Genomic DNA, 15,275 nt, shown 5'->3' with positions numbered 1-15,275 from the left:
GCCGTCGATCACCGCGCGCTGAGGGTCGCCCCGACACCGGTGGGCGACCCTCAGCGGGCTCTCGTGCTCCGTCGCCCGACCCCTCCAGGGTCGGGTCGCATGCCCGTACCGGGTGTCGGCGTGATGCCGTCCGCCCAGCGCTCGAAGGTCTGCGCCACCCAGAACCAGGTGAACAGGGCGATCAGGCTGGCCTCGAGGGTGAGGATCCAGTGCGACCAGTCGAGCAGCAGCAGGACGCCGTGCACGCCGACGTCGACCAGCATGACCACCGCGATCCGCGCGTAGCGGTTGTCCCACCCGGCGGGCATCCCCGCCTTCCGCTCCGCCCGGTACCGCTGGACGGCGTTCAGGCAGACGTTCAGGAAGACGAAGACGAACATCAGGGTCGCCGCGAGGTAGTGCGCGACGTCGAGGAACAGGCCGCGGTCGGCGACGAAGAAGACCGTGGTGCCGAGGAGGACGGCCACAGCGACGGCGTAGCCCGTGAGGTCGGCGGCCGACGGCCGGGTCGTGGCGTCCCGCTGGGGGTTCCGGACGGTGACGAGGGCCACGAACGCGAGCGAGAGCCAGGCGACGACCAGCAGCGCGGTGATGTTGTTGCCGACGTTGAGCGCCTGATCGCCGACGGCGAGGTCCGGCACGGCGCAGTCGCCCTCGTCGGGGAGGGGGACCAGCGCGACGAACGGGGCGCCGATCCCGGCCAGGTTGAGCAGGACGTCCTCGCCGTCGCTGGCTCCCCGCAGGCAGATCAGGCAGACGCCGATCGCCACCAGCCCGCCGACCAGGACCCCCTGGGCGGGTGTGTAGTAGTAGGCGCTGATCGAGGTCTGCCAGCACCCGGCGCGCATCCGCTCGTAGGCGACCGCCACGCCGAGCCCGATCGCGAGCGCGATCAGCCCCATGCGCAGGTACCGCCAGGTCGTGACGGCCAGGTCGCGCCGGTCGTCGTGCTCGTCGAGCCCTCGCTCGACGGCGGTCCCGATGGTCGACCCGATACCCATTCCCCGCCCCCGTGTCCGGTTTCGGCGAAGGCTCCGCCCGCACCTGGCCGCGGCACAAGCAGTCCGGGCGTGTCGCCCCGGCCTCCCGCGACACCGCTGAACACGCGTGCTCAGGCGAGGGTGGGAACAGGCAGCTCCTGGCCGGGGCGGCGCTCCGGGAGCGACGGCGCAAAGCCGGAGACGATCAGCCGCACGGCGAGGCACAGCTCCCACGCGGCGACCGGGATCGCGGCCACGAGGGCGACGGCGGACGTCTGCGCGTAGAACCCGAACAGCACCGCCGTGGACGACGCCAGGACCAGCGCCCCGCCCAGCGCCCCGCCCCCCAGTCCGAGCCGGGCGATCCAGGCGGGGACGAGCCGCGAGCGCAGCATCAGCCAGGCCAGCAGCATGCTGTTGACGCCGATGACCAGACCGGGGCCGAGCAGGAAGGTCCAGTCGTGCAGGGCGATCAGCGTCCGGGCGGCCGTGGTCAGGGCCTCGTCGTCGCCGGCGGGCGCGTCCTGCCGCAGGCTGACCAGCGAGAGGGTGGCGACGATGCCGACGCAGATGATCGCGGCCTCGAGCAGCCGCCCGCAGACGTAGCCGAGCGCGACGCTCGGGCCGTACAGCCTGATCACCGGGTAGAGCGCCACGCCCGTGCCGATGCACGAGCCGGCCAGCAGTAGCTCGAGGAAGCCGCCGAGCAGCACCTGCCCGTCGGCCCCCGCGCCGAGGACGTAGGCGGGATCGCCCAGCGCCGGCTGGTAGAGCGCGAGTCCGGCGATCGCCGTGGCGAACGCGACGAGGAAGAACACGCCTGCTGCGACGGCGTTCGGTCGGGTGGTGCCCATGCTGCTGCCTCCGGAGCAAGAGGTGTACGGCGTACACCTGCGGCCACGAACCGTAGGTGTACGGTGTACGCCTGTCAATGGAGAGAGGGAGATCGATGACCGGCGGCACCGCGCGACGGGCGCCCCTGAGCCGCGACCGGGTGCTGGGTGCGGCGGTCGCCCTGGCGGACTCCGTAGGCATCGAGGCGCTGAGCATGCGGCAGCTCGCCCAGGAGCTGGGCGTCGTCCCGATGGCGCTCTACAAGCACGTCGCGAACAAGGACGAGCTCGTGGACGGCATGGTCGACGTCGTCCTGGGCGAGATCGACCCCGCGGCCCCGACCGCGGACTGGCGTGACGCCGTCCGCCGGCGCGTGCTCTCGGCCAGGGAGGTGGTGGTCCGGCATCCCTGGGCCCGGAAGGCGATCGAGTCGCGCACCCGCCGGACGCCGACGGTCCTCGCCTACATGGACTCCCTGGCCGGGATGTTCCGGGCCGGCGGGTTCTCCCCCGACCTGACCCACCACGTCATGCACGCGCTGGGCAACCGGATGTGGGGCTTCAGCCCGGAGCTGTTCGAGGAGCCGCGCGACCCGTCGGCGCCGGCACCGAGCCCCGAGCAGCAGGAGGCGATGGCCGCCGAGTTCGCCGAGCGCTTTCCGCACATCCTCGAGATCGCGACAGCCGCCACCTCCGGGGATCTCTCCCGCGTGGGTGGCGGCTGTGACGAGCAGTTCGAGTTCGAGTTCGCCCTCGACCTGATGCTCGACGGCTTCGAGCGGCTGCGGGAGCAGGGCTGGACGTCCCGGCGCGGCTGATGCCGCGACGGGGGAGTCAGCCCACGGCCTCGATCAGCCAGCGGCCTCGATCAGCTGCGCCATGCGCTCCTGCTCGCCGAGCACCTCGCCGATCCGGCTCTGCACCTCGTCCAGCCGGCCGATGATCTCGCCGGTCGTGGAGATGCCCTCCGCGACCGCCTTCGAGCTCGACTGGATGCCGGCGATCTGGTCGGCGACCCGCTGGGTGGCCTTCGCCGTCTCCCGGGCCAGGTCCTTGACCTCGCTGGCCACGACCGCGAAGCCCTTGCCCACCTCGCCGGCCCGGGCCGCCTCGATGGTGGCGTTGAGGGCCAGCAGGTTCGTCTGGTCGGCGATGCCGGAGATGATCCGGATGACCTCGCCGACGGCCGCCGACGCCTCGTCCAGGGCCACGACGTCGCCGGTCATCGCCGACGCCTGGGTCACGGCGCTCTCCGCCACCTGGCCGGCCTCGTTCGCCGCCTCGCGCAACCGGGCCACGGTCACCAGCAGCTCGCGGGCGTTCGCCGCGCTCTCCTCGTTGCGGCGCAGCACGTCCAGCCGCTGCGACACCAGCTGTTGCACGTTGCGCAGCGACGCCGCCCGCGACTCCGACAGCTCGATGGTCTCGGTGACGAAGAAGTCCATCGTCCCGACGACGCGGCCGGAGACGACCACCGGGAAGCAGACGCCGGACTTCACGCCCGCGCGCTGGGCGGCCGGCGCCCGCACGCAGTCGGTGACCTTGCCGATGTCCGGCACGAAGACCAGCTCGCGGGCCCGCCAGGCCCGGCCCGACAGGCCCACGCCCTCGGCGAAGCTGGCGCTGAGCGTGACGGCCCGGAACTCCTCGCCCGCCGAGCCGGACTCCTGCTGGAACCGCAGCACGTTCGCCGACTCGTCCAGCGCCCAGTACGAGCCGTAGGCCCAGCCGAAGGCGCTGCGCACGGTGTCCAGCGCGAGGCGGAGCGCCTGCTCCTGGGTCGCGGCCGCGCCGAGCGTCGTCACGACGGTGGTCACGGCCTCCCGGTCGTTCAGCGTCTCCTGCAGGTGTGCCCGCGCCAGCGCCGACCGGTGCGCGTGCACCAGGACGCCCCGCAGCGACCGCCACTTCGACTGCCGGCCGCCGAAGAACGGCAGCTCCCGGTCGTTGTAGAACTCGTACAGGCAGGCGACCTTGCCCCGCTCGTCGAGGATCGGCAGCACGCATCCGCGGGTGGCCCCGGCGGACTGGGCGGCCTTCCAGCGTCCGCAGAACGCCGGGTCGGTGGTCTCGTTCGCGAGCACCGGGTCCTGCGTCCTGATCGCCGCCCCGGCCAGCCCCTCGCCCGGCATCAGCCGCTCGATCCGCGCCGCCCGCATGGCGCCGGCGCTGCGTCCGCCCTCGGCCGCGAGCGAGAAGCCCCCGTCCTCGTCCACCAGCCAGGCCGCGCCGTAGTCGAGGTCGAGCTCGCGGGCCAGCGTGGTCACGATCGTCCGGTGCGCGGCGGCGCTGTCGGCGACCCCCTCGTCGAGGGCGTTGATCACCGCCTCGACCGCCTCGACGTCGCGCGGGACGGCGACGGGGGCGGTGACGGTGCTGGCCTTGCGCGTGAGTCGACTCATCGGGGGTCCTTCTCGGGTCGTCCGGCGACCGGAACACCCCGCCACCGAGAGGCGCTATCGGCAGTGATCGACGCCATCGGTACCTGTGCGCCACCCGGTGGCGGGCAACCGATCCCGCGCGAGGGCCGTCAGGGCGTCGCGCGATCCGCCGCCGTGGTGGCCGTGGCGCCGTCCCCCGCGCCGTCCTCCGCGCCGTCCCCCAGGCCGTCCTCAGCGCCGTGGACGTGCCCGAAGGTCGACCCGGCGGCCGGGTGCGGCCCCTCGTGGGTCAGCGACGCCTTCATCTCGGCCGGGGCGAGCGCGCGGGCGAGGTGCCAGCCGCCCACCGCGACGATCGTGCCGAGCGCGATCCCGCCGAGGGAGAAGTCGTCGGTGATCTGCAGCAGCGGCGCGGCGTCACCCGAGTTGCCGATGGCGATCACGATGCCCGCGGCCAGCGGCACCAGGTTGATCGGGTTGGCGAAGTCGACGCGGTTCTCCTTCCAGATCTTCGCGCCGAGCAGGCCGATCATCCCGTAGAGGACGACGGTGATCCCGCCGAGGACACCGCCGGGGATGGCGTTGATCAGCGCGCCGAACTTGGGCACGAGCCCCAGGACGATCGCGACGATCGCAGCCACGTAGTAGGCGGCGGTCGAGTACACGCGGGTCGCGGCCATGACGCCGATGTTCTCCGCGTAGGTCGTGGTGGGGGAGCCGCCGATCGACGTCGCCAGCACGGTGGTGAGGCCGTCGGCGGCGACGGCCCGGCCGATCATCGGGTCGAGGTCGCGCCGGGTCATCTCGGCCACCGCCTTCACGTGCCCGGCGTTCTCGGCGACCAGTGCGATCACGGCCGGCAGCACGAGCAGCGAGAAGTTCAGCGAGAAGGACGGCGTCGTGAACTCCGGCAGGCCGAACCAGCGGGCGTCGCCGACGGCGGTGAAGTCGACCCGGTCCTCGCCGGTCGAACCCACCGGTCCGGCCGCCCAGTCGAGGAGGATCGACAGCAGGTAGCCGAACACCAGCCCGAGCAGGATCGAGATGCGGGCCAGGAATCCGCGCAGCAGCAGCGAGGCGACGACGACGAACGCCATCGTCGCCAGCGCCACCCACTGGTCCTGCGGCCAGTAGGTCGACGTCGCGACCGGGGCGAGGTTGAAGCCGATCAGCAGCACGACGGCGCCGGTCACCGCCGGGGGCAGGACCTGGTTGATCACCCGCACGCCGGCCAGGTGGATGACCAGGCCGACCAGCGCGAGGACGACGCCGGAGACCAGTAGCGCGCCGAGGACGTCGGCGTCCGAGCCGCCCGCTGCCCGGACCGCGACCACGCCGCCGACGAAGGAGGCCGAGCTGCCCAGGTAGCTGGGCACCTTCCCCTGCACCACGAGCAGGAACAGGATCGTCGCGACCCCGCTCATCATGATCGCGAGGTTGGGGTCCAGGCCCATGAGCAGCGGGAAGACGAAGGTCGCACCGAACATGGCGACGACGTGCTGCGCGCCGATGCCCACCGTCCGCGGCCAGGTCAGCCGCTCGTCGGGGGCCACCGCCTCACCCAGCGGCAGGGTCTTGCCGTCCCCGTAGAGCTTCCAACCGAACGCCATCGGGGCCTCCTCGACTGCCACGTTCGCCCGCGACCGGCGGCGGGCGACGCGCATCGTCGCACCACCGCGGTCCGGCTGCTCCGGGCGGTCCTCAGCCCCTGCCGGTGGAGCGGGCCACCCGGCGCTGCCAGGCCACGAGCAGCGGGGGGCCGAGCAGCTCGAGCGCCGTGGCTCCGACGAGCGCGGGGTGCGGCCGGCCGGTGCTCCGCCAGGCCAGCAGCCGGACCGCGCCGCCCAGGAAGAGGGCGCCGGAGACACCGCGCACCAGAGCGCCCTTCCGCTCGATCTGCGGCACGGCCGACCAGATGAGCGGGGCCGCGGCGGCGTAGATGGCGTGCGCGTAGCGGTACTCGCTCTCCACGCTCGGCGACACCGGCCCGGCGTCTGGCAACGAGGTGGGGCCGACGAGGGCGCCGGCGAGCCCGGAGGCCAGGGGGATGGCTGCGAGCGCGCCCAGGGTGATCTGCAGGCCGCGTCGGCCGCCGTCGGAGGAGGTCATCGCAGGACCGTCGCACAGCGGCGGTGTCCCGACCAGCGCGGGTCGATCAGTCGAGCGTGCAGCTCAGCAGCCCGCCGACGGCGGCAGCGAACTCCTCGCTCCGGGTCAGCGGCTCGGGGAAGGCGACCCGCACGTCGTAGCCGCCGCGCAGCGACTCGACCCGGAAGCGGACGCCGAAGCGGTCCAGGCCGAGCAGGCCGACGTCGTCCCGCCGGCCGGCCCAGCCCTGCACCCGCACGCGGAGCCGGGCCAGGGCGTCCGACTGGGCTGTCAGCAGGTCGGCCTCGGCAGCGGTCACGGGGTCGGGCGCGGCGGCCACGAAGTCCTCGGGCTCGACGTGGTCGACGGCGTGCGACTCGTGCAGGACGACGTCGGCGACGTCGAGCTCCAGCAGCGTCGCGGTGCGGCCCACCTCGAACAGCGCGTCGCACGGGCAGCCGTCGGCGAAGGCGAGCACGGCAGCCGGCACGTCGGCGGCGGGTACCGGCGTCAGCCAGCCGGCGATCTCCACCAGCGCGCGGATCGGCTGTCGCAGCGCCGACGGCGCCCGGTCGGTCACCGTCAGCCGGGCGGGCAGGTCGCCGGCGGGGGAGTCGGCCAGCGCCTGGACCAGCGGCCCCGACGTGGGGACGACGACCAGCGTGCGCCCGTCGGCCGTCGTCGTCGCCGCCAGCGCGGGCGTCGTCCCCGTCCCGAGCACGTGCAGGGCGGCCGTGGGCCGGGCGGCCACCGTGCGGGCGCGCTCGGACGGCGACGGCTGACCGCCCGCCCCGGACGGCGCGGTGACCGGCGCCGGCGTTCCGGCGCGGAGCCGGCTCGGCCTGGATCCAGCTGTCATGGGGACCACCTCGGGGCTCGTGCGCTGAGTAGTAAGGTGAGCCTAACCAAAGACGGAGGTTCCCGTGAACACACCCCGACCCAAGATCCGGATCAGCCGCGCGCTGGGCATCGCCCTCACCCCCAAGGCGGTCGCCTACTTCGAGCGCCGTCCCTATCCGCCGGGCGAGCACGGCCGCAAGCGCCGCAAGGACAGCGACTACTCCACCCGGCTCAAGGAGAAGCAGCGGCTGCGGGCCCAGTACGACATCAGCGAGTCCCAGCTGCGCGCGGCGTTCGACCGGGCGAAGCGCACCGGCGGCAAGACCGGCGAGGCGCTGATCCAGGACCTCGAGTCGCGGCTGGACGCCACCGTCCTGCGCGCCGGCTTCGCCCGCACGATCTACCAGGCCCGCCAGTTCGTCACCCACCAGCACGTGCTGGTCAACGGCGCGCGCGTGGACCGCCCCTCCTACCGGCTCAAGCCCGGCGACTTCATCCAGGTCGCGGAGAAGTCGCGTCGCAAGGAGCCGTTCGTCGTCGCCGCCTCCGGTGCGCACGCCGAGCCCCCGAAGTACCTCGAGGTCCGGCTGGCCGACCTCGTCGCCCGCTACGAGCGGACGCCGAGCCGCGAGGAGGTGCCGGTGATCTGCGAGGAGCAACTGGTCGTGGAGTACTACTCCCGCTGACGTTCAGCCGGCGAGCAGGTCCTCGACGGCGGCCAGCAGCGTGCTGCGGGCCGCCTCGGGGTCGCCGAGGTAGCCGGCGACCATCGCGCCGTCCCGCAGCATGAGGAACCGCCGGGCCGTCTCGGCCGGGTCGGCGTGGCCTGCGGTCGCGAACGCGCGGGTCAGCACGTCGGCGAGCCACGCGCGGTGCTCGACGACGGCGCGGTGCACGGGGCTGTCCGGGTCCGGGAACTCGGCGGCGGCGTTGATGAACGGGCAGCCGCGGAAGCCGTGCGAGCACAGCTCGCCGCCGATCCCGCCGGCGATCGCGCGGACCAGGCCGGCGGCGGCCGCCGGGTCACCCTCCGGCACCTCGCCGACCCTCGCCCGCACGTCGACGTCGATGGCCCGGAGGTAGGCGACGACGAGGTCGTCCTTGCCGGGGAAGTGTCGGTAGAACGTCGCCCGGGTGACCCCGGCCTCGGTGACGATCCGGTCGACGCCGACCCCGCGGATGCCCTCGCCGTAGAACGTCCGCGAGGCGCTCGCGAGGAGGCGGTCGCGCGCTGCCGAGGTGCGAACGGGGGTTGTCACCCGTGTCACGTTAGCAGAACGAACGTTCTGTATTGCGGGATGTGAGCATCCGTGCTCTGGTGGACCCGAGGCAGAACGACCGTTCTGTCACATTCGACGCTCCGGAGGACTCCGTGCCCGCCATCTACACCGCCACAGCCACCGCCACCGGCGAGGGCCGCAATGGCCACACCCGATCCTCCGACGGCCTGGTCGACCTCGACCTCGCCATCCCCGAGGAGATGGGCGGCCCGGGCGGGGCGACGAACCCCGAGCAGCTCTTCGCCGCCGGCTACGCGGCCTGCTTCCACTCGGCGCTCAAGGCGGTCGCCCGCGAGAAGAAGGTGACCTTCACCGACTCGGCGGTCACCGCGGACGTCGGCATCGGCACGAACGACGCCGGTGGCTTCGGGCTGGAGATCACGCTCTCGGTGGAGCTGGGCGGGCTGGACCAGGCCGCGGCCGAGCAGCTCGTCGAGGCCGCCCACCAGGTGTGCCCGTACTCGAACGCCACCCGCGGCAACGTCCCGGTGACCCTGGAGACGACCGTCGCCTGACCCCGCTGACCGCCTCTGCGGCGGGCCTGCGGAAATGCCGCAGGAATGGCGGCCGGCGACCGTTCCCCGGAGTCGACTCAGCGACTCCAGATTCTTTTGGGACAGGAGTGAATACCGCCCCCGATCTGCCGAAAGCTGCCCTGTCAAGGATGACGGCGCAGCCATCCCCAGACCGGGTGAGAAGCACTCGAGCGGGGCCTGGGCCACTGAGAGAACGGAAACTCCCATGCGCATGTCGCGTGTTCTGCTCGCCGGTGCCGCGGTCGCCGCTGCCGGCATCGCCACCTCCGCCTTCACCGCTGGTAACACCGTCGAGGACTCCGTCGCCGGTTACGGCGACTCCACTGTCACCGGTGCCACCACCGAGCAGATCGACTACGTGCTGAACGGCGCGGACAAGTCGCTCGTCGACGAGATCCGGTTCGAGCTCGTGGAGGACTTCACCGCCGAGGTCGCCGGCGAGGGCCTCGTGGCCTGGCTGACCGTGACCAACGCCGGCACGAACGTCTTCGCGCCCGTGCAGTGCGCCTTCGAGCCCTTCGCGGTCACCCACCCCGTCTCGTGCGACATCCCGGGCACCGAGATCGCCAGCTTCGACGGCATCGCCCTCACGGTCTCCGAGTAATCCCTCCGTATCGGGGGTGCCCGAGAGGTCACCCCCACCGCACGAGCCGGAAGCGACCGTGACCGCCGCAGCCAGAGCCGCCAGCATCAGCGCGATCGCCGCGCTGGTGCTGGCGGCTGCCTGGTTGTTCTGGCCGTCGCAGCTCGGTGGCGCCACCACGTACGTCTCGACGCACGGCATCAGCATGGAACCGGGCTTCTCCACCGGTGACCTCGCCGTGCTCCGCCCCGCCGACTCCTACGAGGTCGGCGACGTGGCGGCCTACTTCTCCCCCAGCCTGAACACCGTCGTCATGCACCGGATCGTCGCCGTCGAGGGGGACCGGTTCGTCTTCCAGGGCGACAACAACGACTGGCTGGACGAGGACCGCCCCACCTCCGACGAGGTGCTCGGCGAGCTGTTCCGCCAGGTGCCCCAGGGCGGCAAGGTCCTCGATGCGATCGCCTCGCCGTGGTCGCTGACGCTGATCTTCGCCGTCGCCTTCGGGCTGTTCGGGAACAGCCGCCGCAAGGCCGGGGGCCGGAAGGCCCCCCGCCACCGCGCCTCCACGGGCCGGACGTCTCCGGCCCTCACCCTCCCCACGTTCTCCATGCCCACCCGCGCGCAGGCCCGCCAGGTGGCGGTCGCCTCGGGGGCGGTCGCCCTCCTGGCCGGCGGCGCCGGGGCCGTCCTGCTCGTCCTGCCGTCCACCGAGACCGAGGCGCGCACCCAGCCGGTCGCCCAGGAGGGCCGGTTCTCCTACGCCGGAGCCGCGGAGGTCGGGACCACCTACCCGACCGGCGCCCTCACGAGCGGCGACCCGATCTACACGAAGCTCGTCGACACGCTGACCGTCTCCTTCGAGCACACGGTCGACGCGCCCGGCCTCGACGCCGTCGACGGCACCGTGCGGCTGGACCTCTCCGTCGCCACCGCCGACGGCTGGACCGCAGCCCTCGGCAGCAGCGCCGCGGTCGCCGTGCAGGACGGCGTCGCCACCGCCTCGGCCGAGATCGACCCGACGCTCGCCGCCGCTCTCGTCGGCCGGCACAACGCGGAGATCGGGGGCAGCGCCGGCTCGGCGAGCATCCTCGTCACCCCGGTCGTCGACGTGACCGGCTCGGTGCAGGGCCAGGCGTTCACCGCCGCCGCTCTGGACCCGCTGACCTTCTCCATGGACACCGTGTCGCTCCGTCCGCCGTCGACCGAGGCCGCGTTCGCCCCGACCGGCGCCGTCTCGGTCTCCCTCGACGCGGAGGTGTCCCGGACGTTCACCGTCCTCGGCGTCGATCTGCCCATCGGCGCCGCCCGGCTCATCGCCGCCGTGGTCCTGGTGGTCGCGGTGCTCGTCACTGCCGCGTCCGGCTGGATCGGCCGGCCGCGCGCCGGGGACGCCGCCGACGAGTTCGCCGTCCGCAACGCCGCGCGCATCCTGCCGGTGGCCGGACTGGTCCCCGGGCGGAGCGTCGTCGACGTCTCCGACCCCGCGGCCCTGCGCCGGGTCGCCGAGCGGGTCGACGGGCTCGTGCTGCACCACGCCGGGGCTGACGGGCAGACGTTCGCCGTCCAGGACAACGAGACGACCTACCGCTTCGTCTTCCCCGACACCGCGATCACCCGGACGCCGCCGCCCCCGCCGCCCCCGGCGGTCCGCCTGGCGCCGCCGCCGATGACCGTGCCGCTGCCCCGCATCGCCTGAGCGAGCGGTTCAGCGGCGCCAGAAGTCGAACCGGTCGCGACCGGGGCGGAACCCCGCCGCTTCCACGACGTCGACGGCGAGGTCGAACTTCTGCCCCACGGCGGCCGGGGAGTGCGCGTCGCTGCCGAAGCTGACCGCCTCCCCGCCCTCCTCGTGGAACCAGCGCATCTGGTCGGCCGAGGCCAGCGGGCTGCTGGTGTTGATCTCCAGCGCCCGTCCGGACCGGGCCAGCGCGCGGAAGACGGCCCGGTACTCCTCCTCGTAGTCCTTCTCCACGTACCGATGGGTGCCGCCGGGCCAGTAACGACGCGGGAAGTCGGCGTGCGCGAGCACCTGGAAGACGGCGCTGCTCTCGATCATGTCCACCAGCTCGCCGAGGTAGCGGCGCATGGTGCCGTCGTCGTCCTGCCAGAGCAGGTGGCCGACGCCGTAGAGCCGGCCGCCCTGGGACAGGGAGTGCAGCGAGCCGAGGATCCGGTCGACCGGCGCCTGCCGCAGGTAGGAGGCCACGCTGCTGCCGAACAGGTGCGGCTCGCCGGTCTCGACGCCGGAGAGGATGCGCAGGTCGGGGAACCGGCCGCGCACGTCCTCGAGCTCGGCGAAGTAGCCGTCGACGTCGATCTCGGCGTGCCGGGAGGCGTGCCGCTCGACCAGTCCCTCGTCGGTGGCCCGGTCGTCGGGGTCCCAGACGGTGAAGTCGAGGTGCTCGGTGAACGCGATCGCCGGCAGCCCCAGCTGCACGGCCCGCTCGCAGGCCTTCCGCATCGTCGACGAGTCCGCGGTGTCCCAGGACCAGTGCGTGTGCACGTGATTGTCCGGCGGTCGCTGCCCGTGGTGTGCCATCGCCTGTGGATTGTCCACCGTCGTCCACAGGGTGCGCGCGCTGGTCGGTCCTGTCACCCGCGGTGCCTACTGTCGAGGCATGACCACTGTCGCGCCGTCGTCCGAGGTCGCCGGCCCCATCCACGCAGAGGCGCTGGCCGTGCTGCGCGAGCTCACCGGCCGGCCGGACGCCGACTTCCGGGAGGGTCAGGACGCCGCGGTGTCGGCGCTGGTCGAGCGCTCGCAGCGGGCGCTGGTCGTGCAGCGCACCGGCTGGGGCAAGTCGGCCGTCTACTTCGTCTCCACCGCCCTGCTCCGCCGCCGCGGCAAGGGCCCCACCCTGCTCGTGAGCCCGCTGCTCGCGCTGATGCGCGACCAGGTGGCCGCCGCGGCCCGCGCCGGCATCCGGGCGGTGGAGATCTCCAGCGCCAACATGACGGAGTGGGACGACATCGCCGCGCGCCTGTCCGCCGACGACGTCGACGTCCTGCTCGTCTCGCCCGAGCGGCTCACCAACCCCCGCTTCCGCGAGGAGCAGCTGCCCGGCCTGGTCGCCCGCTGCGGCCTGGTCGTGGTCGACGAGGCGCACTGCGTCTCCGACTGGGGGCACGACTTCCGGCCCGATTACCGCCGCATCCGTGACCTGCTGGGCACGCTGCCGGCCGGGACGCCGGTGCTGGCGACGACGGCGACGGCCAACGAGCGGGTGGTGGAGGACGTCGCCGAGCAACTGGGCGCCGGCGGTGTCGAGGTGACGACGGTGCGGGGGCCGCTCTCCCGCGACTCGCTGCGCCTGGGCGTGCTGCGGCTCCCCTCGGACCGCGCCCGCCTCGCCTGGCTGGCCGCGCGGATCGGCGACCTCCCGGGGAGCGGCATCGTCTACACGCTCACCGTCGCCGCGGCCGAGGAGACCGCCGCACTGCTGCGCGACGCCGGCCACGAGGTGCGCTCCTACACCGGCCGGCTGGACGACGCCGACCGCAAGGACGCCGAGGAGGCCCTGCGCGAGAACCGGGTGAAGGCCCTGGTCGCGACCTCTGCGCTGGGCATGGGCTTCGACAAGCCGGACCTCGGGTTCGTCGTCCACCTCGGCGCGCCGTCGTCGCCGGTCAGCTACTACCAGCAGGTGGGCCGTGCGGGCCGCGCCGTCGAGCACGCCGACGTGCTGCTCCTCCCCGGGCCCGAGGACATCGCGATCTGGCAGTGGTTCGCCACCTCCTCGATGCCGCGCGAGGACCACGCCGCGGCGGTACTCACCGCCATGGCCGACGGCAAGGCCTGGTCGGTCGCCCGGCTGGAGACCGTCGCCGACGTGCGCCGCTCCCGCCTGGAGCTGCTGCTCAAGGTGCTCGCCGTCGACGGCGCCGTGGAGCGGGTGCAGGGCGGGTGGCGCTCGACCGGCCGGCCCTGGGTCTACGACGCCGACCGCTACGCCCGCGTCACCCGCACCCGGGAGGCCGAGCAGCGGGCGATGCTGGCCTACGCCAAGCCGGTCGACGAGGCCGAGTGCCGGATGGCCTTCCTCCAGTCCGCCCTCGACGACCCGACGGCCGCCCCGTGCGGACGCTGCGACGTGTGCGCCGGCCCCTGGTACTCCACCGACGTGCCCGAGGCCGCGGCGGAGGCCGCGTCGGCGGCGCTCGACCGGCCCGGGGTGGAGCTCGCGCCCCGGGCGCAGTGGCCCACCGGCGCCGACCGTCTCGGCGTCGACGTGAAGGGCAAGATCGCCGCCGGCGACCAGATGGAGCCCGGCCGCGCCGTGGCCCGCCTCACCGACCTGGGGTGGGGCCAGCGGCTGCGCACCCTCCTGGGTGACGACGGCGTCGGCGGGACCGTGGTCCTGGATCTCGAGGCGCCCGGCATCGAGGAGGATCCGGACGCCGCCTTCGACGTGCCGGTGCAGCGGTCGATCTCCGACGTCCCCCCGGACGACGAGCTCCTCCGTGCGTGCGCGCGCGTGCTGGCCGCCTGGGACTGGTCGCAGCGACCGGTGGCGGTGGTGGCGATGCCGTCGCGCCGCCGCCCCGGGTTGATCACCGGTGTCGCGCAAGGTCTGGCCCGGATGGGGCGGCTGGAGTACCTGGGCGAGCTCTCCCTCGCGCACGGCGGACCCACCGGGCAGCCCGGCGGGAACAGCGCCTTCCGGCTGGCAGCGGTGTGGGACCGGATCGTCGTGGGGCCCGAGCTGCGGGAACGGCTCGCAGGCCTCACCGGGCCGGTGCTGCTCGTCGACGACCTCGCCGACTCGCGCTGGACGATGACGGTGGCCGGGCGCGAGCTGCGGCGGGCCGGAGCGTCGGCCGTGCTGCCCTTCGCCCTCGCGCTGACCGCCTGACCGAACGTCTGTCCACAGCTTTTCGCACACATGTGCGAAAACTCGGAGTAGCGTCCCGGGCATGACGCTCGCCCATCAGCCGTCGATGTGGGACGTGGCCGAGGAGGCCACCCTGACGCCCCTGGCCGGCCGGGTGCGGCGGCACGAGTTGAGCGACGGGGCCTGGGTGGACCACCTGCCCGGCTGGGTGTCCGGCTCCGACGAGGTGCTCGACGTCCTGCTCGGGGACATCGGCTGGCGCGAGGACCGGCGCCAGATGTACGAGCGCGAGGTCGCCGTGCCGCGACTGCTGCGCTGGTACGGCGCCGGCGAGACGCTGCCCCACCCGCTGCTCACCGGCGCGCGGACGGCGCTGGACACCCACTACGGGCCGGAACTCGGCGAGCCGTTCGTCAGCGCGGGGATGTGCCTGTACCGCGACGGCCGGGACAGCGTCGCCTGGCACGGCGACCGCCTGGGCCGGGGCCGCACGGGCAGCACGATGGTCGCCATCGTCTCGTTCGGCTCACCGCGACCCCTGCTGCTCCGCCCGGTGACGGGCGGGCCGAGCCTCCGGTTCCCCCTCGGCCACGGGGACCTGGTGGTCATGGGCGGCACCTGCCAGCGCACGTGGGAGCACTGCATCCCGAAGACGGCCAAGCCGGTCGGGCCGCGGGTCAGCGTCCAGTTCCGGCCGCGAGGCGTCGCCTGACGCCGAGCCGGAGCCCCCAGACCCCCGTCGTTCCGGGGAAACCCGGGGCAGAGAGCGCCCCGGACGAGGCCTCTAGGACCCCCCCTGCAGAGCGCCCCGGAGGGCATGTAATGTTCTCCATGCGCCGCGCGGACCTGAGGGTCTGCCGGACCGGGACCCGCCACTGGCGGGGGCAACGGAAACCGGCGTAGTGTTGGACATCCAGCC

15 protein-coding genes are annotated in these 15,275 nt (G+C 73.5%); 7 read left to right on the top strand and 8 right to left on the bottom strand.

Annotated features, from left to right (window positions below):
• Positions 1–50: 50 nt before the first annotated feature.
• Both CRP29_RS21310 and CRP29_RS21305 read right to left on the bottom strand, forming a co-directional pair.
• Positions 51–1,001: a hypothetical protein gene (locus tag CRP29_RS21310; protein ID WP_097197088.1), complete on the bottom strand. Its 951-nt coding sequence runs from the start codon at positions 999–1,001 to the stop codon at positions 51–53.
• 110 nt (positions 1,002–1,111) lie between these two features.
• The gene (locus CRP29_RS21305; RefSeq protein ID WP_097197087.1) at positions 1,112–1,834 is read right to left on the bottom strand and encodes a DUF4386 domain-containing protein; all 723 of its coding nucleotides are present in this window, start codon (positions 1,832–1,834) and stop codon (positions 1,112–1,114) included.
• Positions 1,835–1,929: 95 nt separating this feature from the next.
• Here CRP29_RS21305 and CRP29_RS21300 point away from each other — a divergent pair, with 95 nt between their 5' ends.
• On the top strand, positions 1,930–2,631 hold the full coding sequence (locus tag CRP29_RS21300) for a TetR/AcrR family transcriptional regulator (protein ID WP_097197086.1): 702 nt from the start codon (positions 1,930–1,932) through the stop codon (positions 2,629–2,631).
• 33 nt (positions 2,632–2,664) lie between these two features.
• On the opposite strand, the gene CRP29_RS21295 is transcribed toward CRP29_RS21300, so the two are convergent.
• The 4 genes from CRP29_RS21295 to CRP29_RS21280 form a co-directional block, all read right to left on the bottom strand.
• On the bottom strand, positions 2,665–4,215 hold the full coding sequence (locus CRP29_RS21295; protein WP_097197085.1) for a methyl-accepting chemotaxis protein: 1,551 nt from the start codon (positions 4,213–4,215) through the stop codon (positions 2,665–2,667).
• 128 nt (positions 4,216–4,343) lie between these two features.
• Positions 4,344–5,804 (bottom strand): uracil-xanthine permease family protein, encoded by a 1,461-nt coding sequence (locus CRP29_RS21290; protein WP_097197172.1) that lies wholly within the window; start codon positions 5,802–5,804, stop codon positions 4,344–4,346.
• Positions 5,805–5,895: 91 nt separating this feature from the next.
• A complete protein-coding gene (locus CRP29_RS21285; protein WP_097197084.1) occupies positions 5,896–6,303 on the bottom strand; it encodes a DUF4345 domain-containing protein in 408 nt (135 codons plus the stop codon).
• A 46-nt stretch (positions 6,304–6,349) separates the two neighbouring features.
• Positions 6,350–7,141 carry a DUF2470 domain-containing protein gene (locus CRP29_RS21280; RefSeq protein WP_176523082.1) on the bottom strand — a complete coding sequence of 264 codons (792 nt, stop codon included), beginning with the start codon at positions 7,139–7,141 and terminating at the stop codon, positions 6,350–6,352.
• 64 nt (positions 7,142–7,205) lie between these two features.
• Here CRP29_RS21280 and rpsD point away from each other — a divergent pair, with 64 nt between their 5' ends.
• The gene (gene rpsD, locus CRP29_RS21275) at positions 7,206–7,808 is read left to right on the top strand and encodes a 30S ribosomal protein S4 (RefSeq protein WP_097197083.1); all 603 of its coding nucleotides are present in this window, start codon (positions 7,206–7,208) and stop codon (positions 7,806–7,808) included.
• A gap of 3 nt (positions 7,809–7,811) precedes the next feature.
• Here the strand turns inward: rpsD and CRP29_RS21270 are convergent, their stop codons facing one another.
• Positions 7,812–8,381, bottom strand: a complete 570-nt coding sequence (locus CRP29_RS21270) for a TetR/AcrR family transcriptional regulator (protein WP_097197082.1) — start codon at positions 8,379–8,381, stop codon at positions 7,812–7,814.
• 113 nt (positions 8,382–8,494) lie between these two features.
• On the opposite strand from CRP29_RS21270, the gene CRP29_RS21265 reads away from it, so the two are divergent.
• From CRP29_RS21265 to CRP29_RS21255, 3 genes are all read left to right on the top strand, one after another.
• Positions 8,495–8,917 (top strand): organic hydroperoxide resistance protein, encoded by a 423-nt coding sequence (locus CRP29_RS21265; RefSeq protein ID WP_097197081.1) that lies wholly within the window; start codon positions 8,495–8,497, stop codon positions 8,915–8,917.
• Between the two features lie 226 nt (positions 8,918–9,143).
• The gene (locus tag CRP29_RS21260) at positions 9,144–9,542 is read left to right on the top strand and encodes a hypothetical protein (protein WP_097197080.1); all 399 of its coding nucleotides are present in this window, start codon (positions 9,144–9,146) and stop codon (positions 9,540–9,542) included.
• 58 nt (positions 9,543–9,600) lie between these two features.
• Positions 9,601–11,220: a signal peptidase I gene (locus CRP29_RS21255; protein ID WP_097197079.1), complete on the top strand. Its 1,620-nt coding sequence runs from the start codon at positions 9,601–9,603 to the stop codon at positions 11,218–11,220.
• Positions 11,221–11,229: 9 nt separating this feature from the next.
• On the opposite strand, the gene CRP29_RS21250 is transcribed toward CRP29_RS21255, so the two are convergent.
• Complete coding sequence (locus CRP29_RS21250) at positions 11,230–12,120, bottom strand: PHP domain-containing protein (protein ID WP_245853168.1); 891 nt, start codon at positions 12,118–12,120, stop codon at positions 11,230–11,232.
• Between the two features lie 22 nt (positions 12,121–12,142).
• On the opposite strand from CRP29_RS21250, the gene CRP29_RS21245 reads away from it, so the two are divergent.
• Together CRP29_RS21245 and CRP29_RS21240 are read left to right on the top strand one after the other, a co-directional pair.
• On the top strand, positions 12,143–14,377 hold the full coding sequence (locus tag CRP29_RS21245) for a DEAD/DEAH box helicase (protein ID WP_097197077.1): 2,235 nt from the start codon (positions 12,143–12,145) through the stop codon (positions 14,375–14,377).
• A 61-nt stretch (positions 14,378–14,438) separates the two neighbouring features.
• Positions 14,439–15,068, top strand: a complete 630-nt coding sequence (locus tag CRP29_RS21240) for an alpha-ketoglutarate-dependent dioxygenase AlkB (protein ID WP_097197076.1) — start codon at positions 14,439–14,441, stop codon at positions 15,066–15,068.
• Positions 15,069–15,275: the final 207 nt, after the last annotated feature.

The sequence above is a fragment of the Blastococcus aggregatus genome, from assembly GCF_900221005.1.
Classification (GTDB): domain Bacteria; phylum Actinomycetota; class Actinomycetes; order Mycobacteriales; family Geodermatophilaceae; genus Blastococcus; species Blastococcus aggregatus.
This window is presented reverse-complemented; position numbering and strand designations above follow the sequence as displayed.

Coding starts and splice junctions, on each gene's coding strand:
- CRP29_RS21310 (WP_097197088.1), bottom strand. CDS start 1,001: ATGGGTATCGGGTCGACCATCGGGACCGCCGTCGAGCGAGGGCTCGAC.
- CRP29_RS21305 (WP_097197087.1), bottom strand. CDS start 1,834: ATGGGCACCACCCGACCGAACGCCGTCGCAGCAGGCGTGTTCTTCCTC.
- CRP29_RS21300 (WP_097197086.1), top strand. CDS start 1,930: ATGACCGGCGGCACCGCGCGACGGGCGCCCCTGAGCCGCGACCGGGTG.
- CRP29_RS21295 (WP_097197085.1), bottom strand. CDS start 4,215: ATGAGTCGACTCACGCGCAAGGCCAGCACCGTCACCGCCCCCGTCGCC.
- CRP29_RS21290 (WP_097197172.1), bottom strand. CDS start 5,804: ATGGCGTTCGGTTGGAAGCTCTACGGGGACGGCAAGACCCTGCCGCTG.
- CRP29_RS21285 (WP_097197084.1), bottom strand. CDS start 6,303: ATGACCTCCTCCGACGGCGGCCGACGCGGCCTGCAGATCACCCTGGGC.
- CRP29_RS21280 (WP_176523082.1), bottom strand. CDS start 7,141: ATGACAGCTGGATCCAGGCCGAGCCGGCTCCGCGCCGGAACGCCGGCG.
- CRP29_RS21260 (WP_097197080.1), top strand. CDS start 9,144: ATGCGCATGTCGCGTGTTCTGCTCGCCGGTGCCGCGGTCGCCGCTGCC.
- CRP29_RS21245 (WP_097197077.1), top strand. CDS start 12,143: ATGACCACTGTCGCGCCGTCGTCCGAGGTCGCCGGCCCCATCCACGCA.
- CRP29_RS21240 (WP_097197076.1), top strand. CDS start 14,439: ATGACGCTCGCCCATCAGCCGTCGATGTGGGACGTGGCCGAGGAGGCC.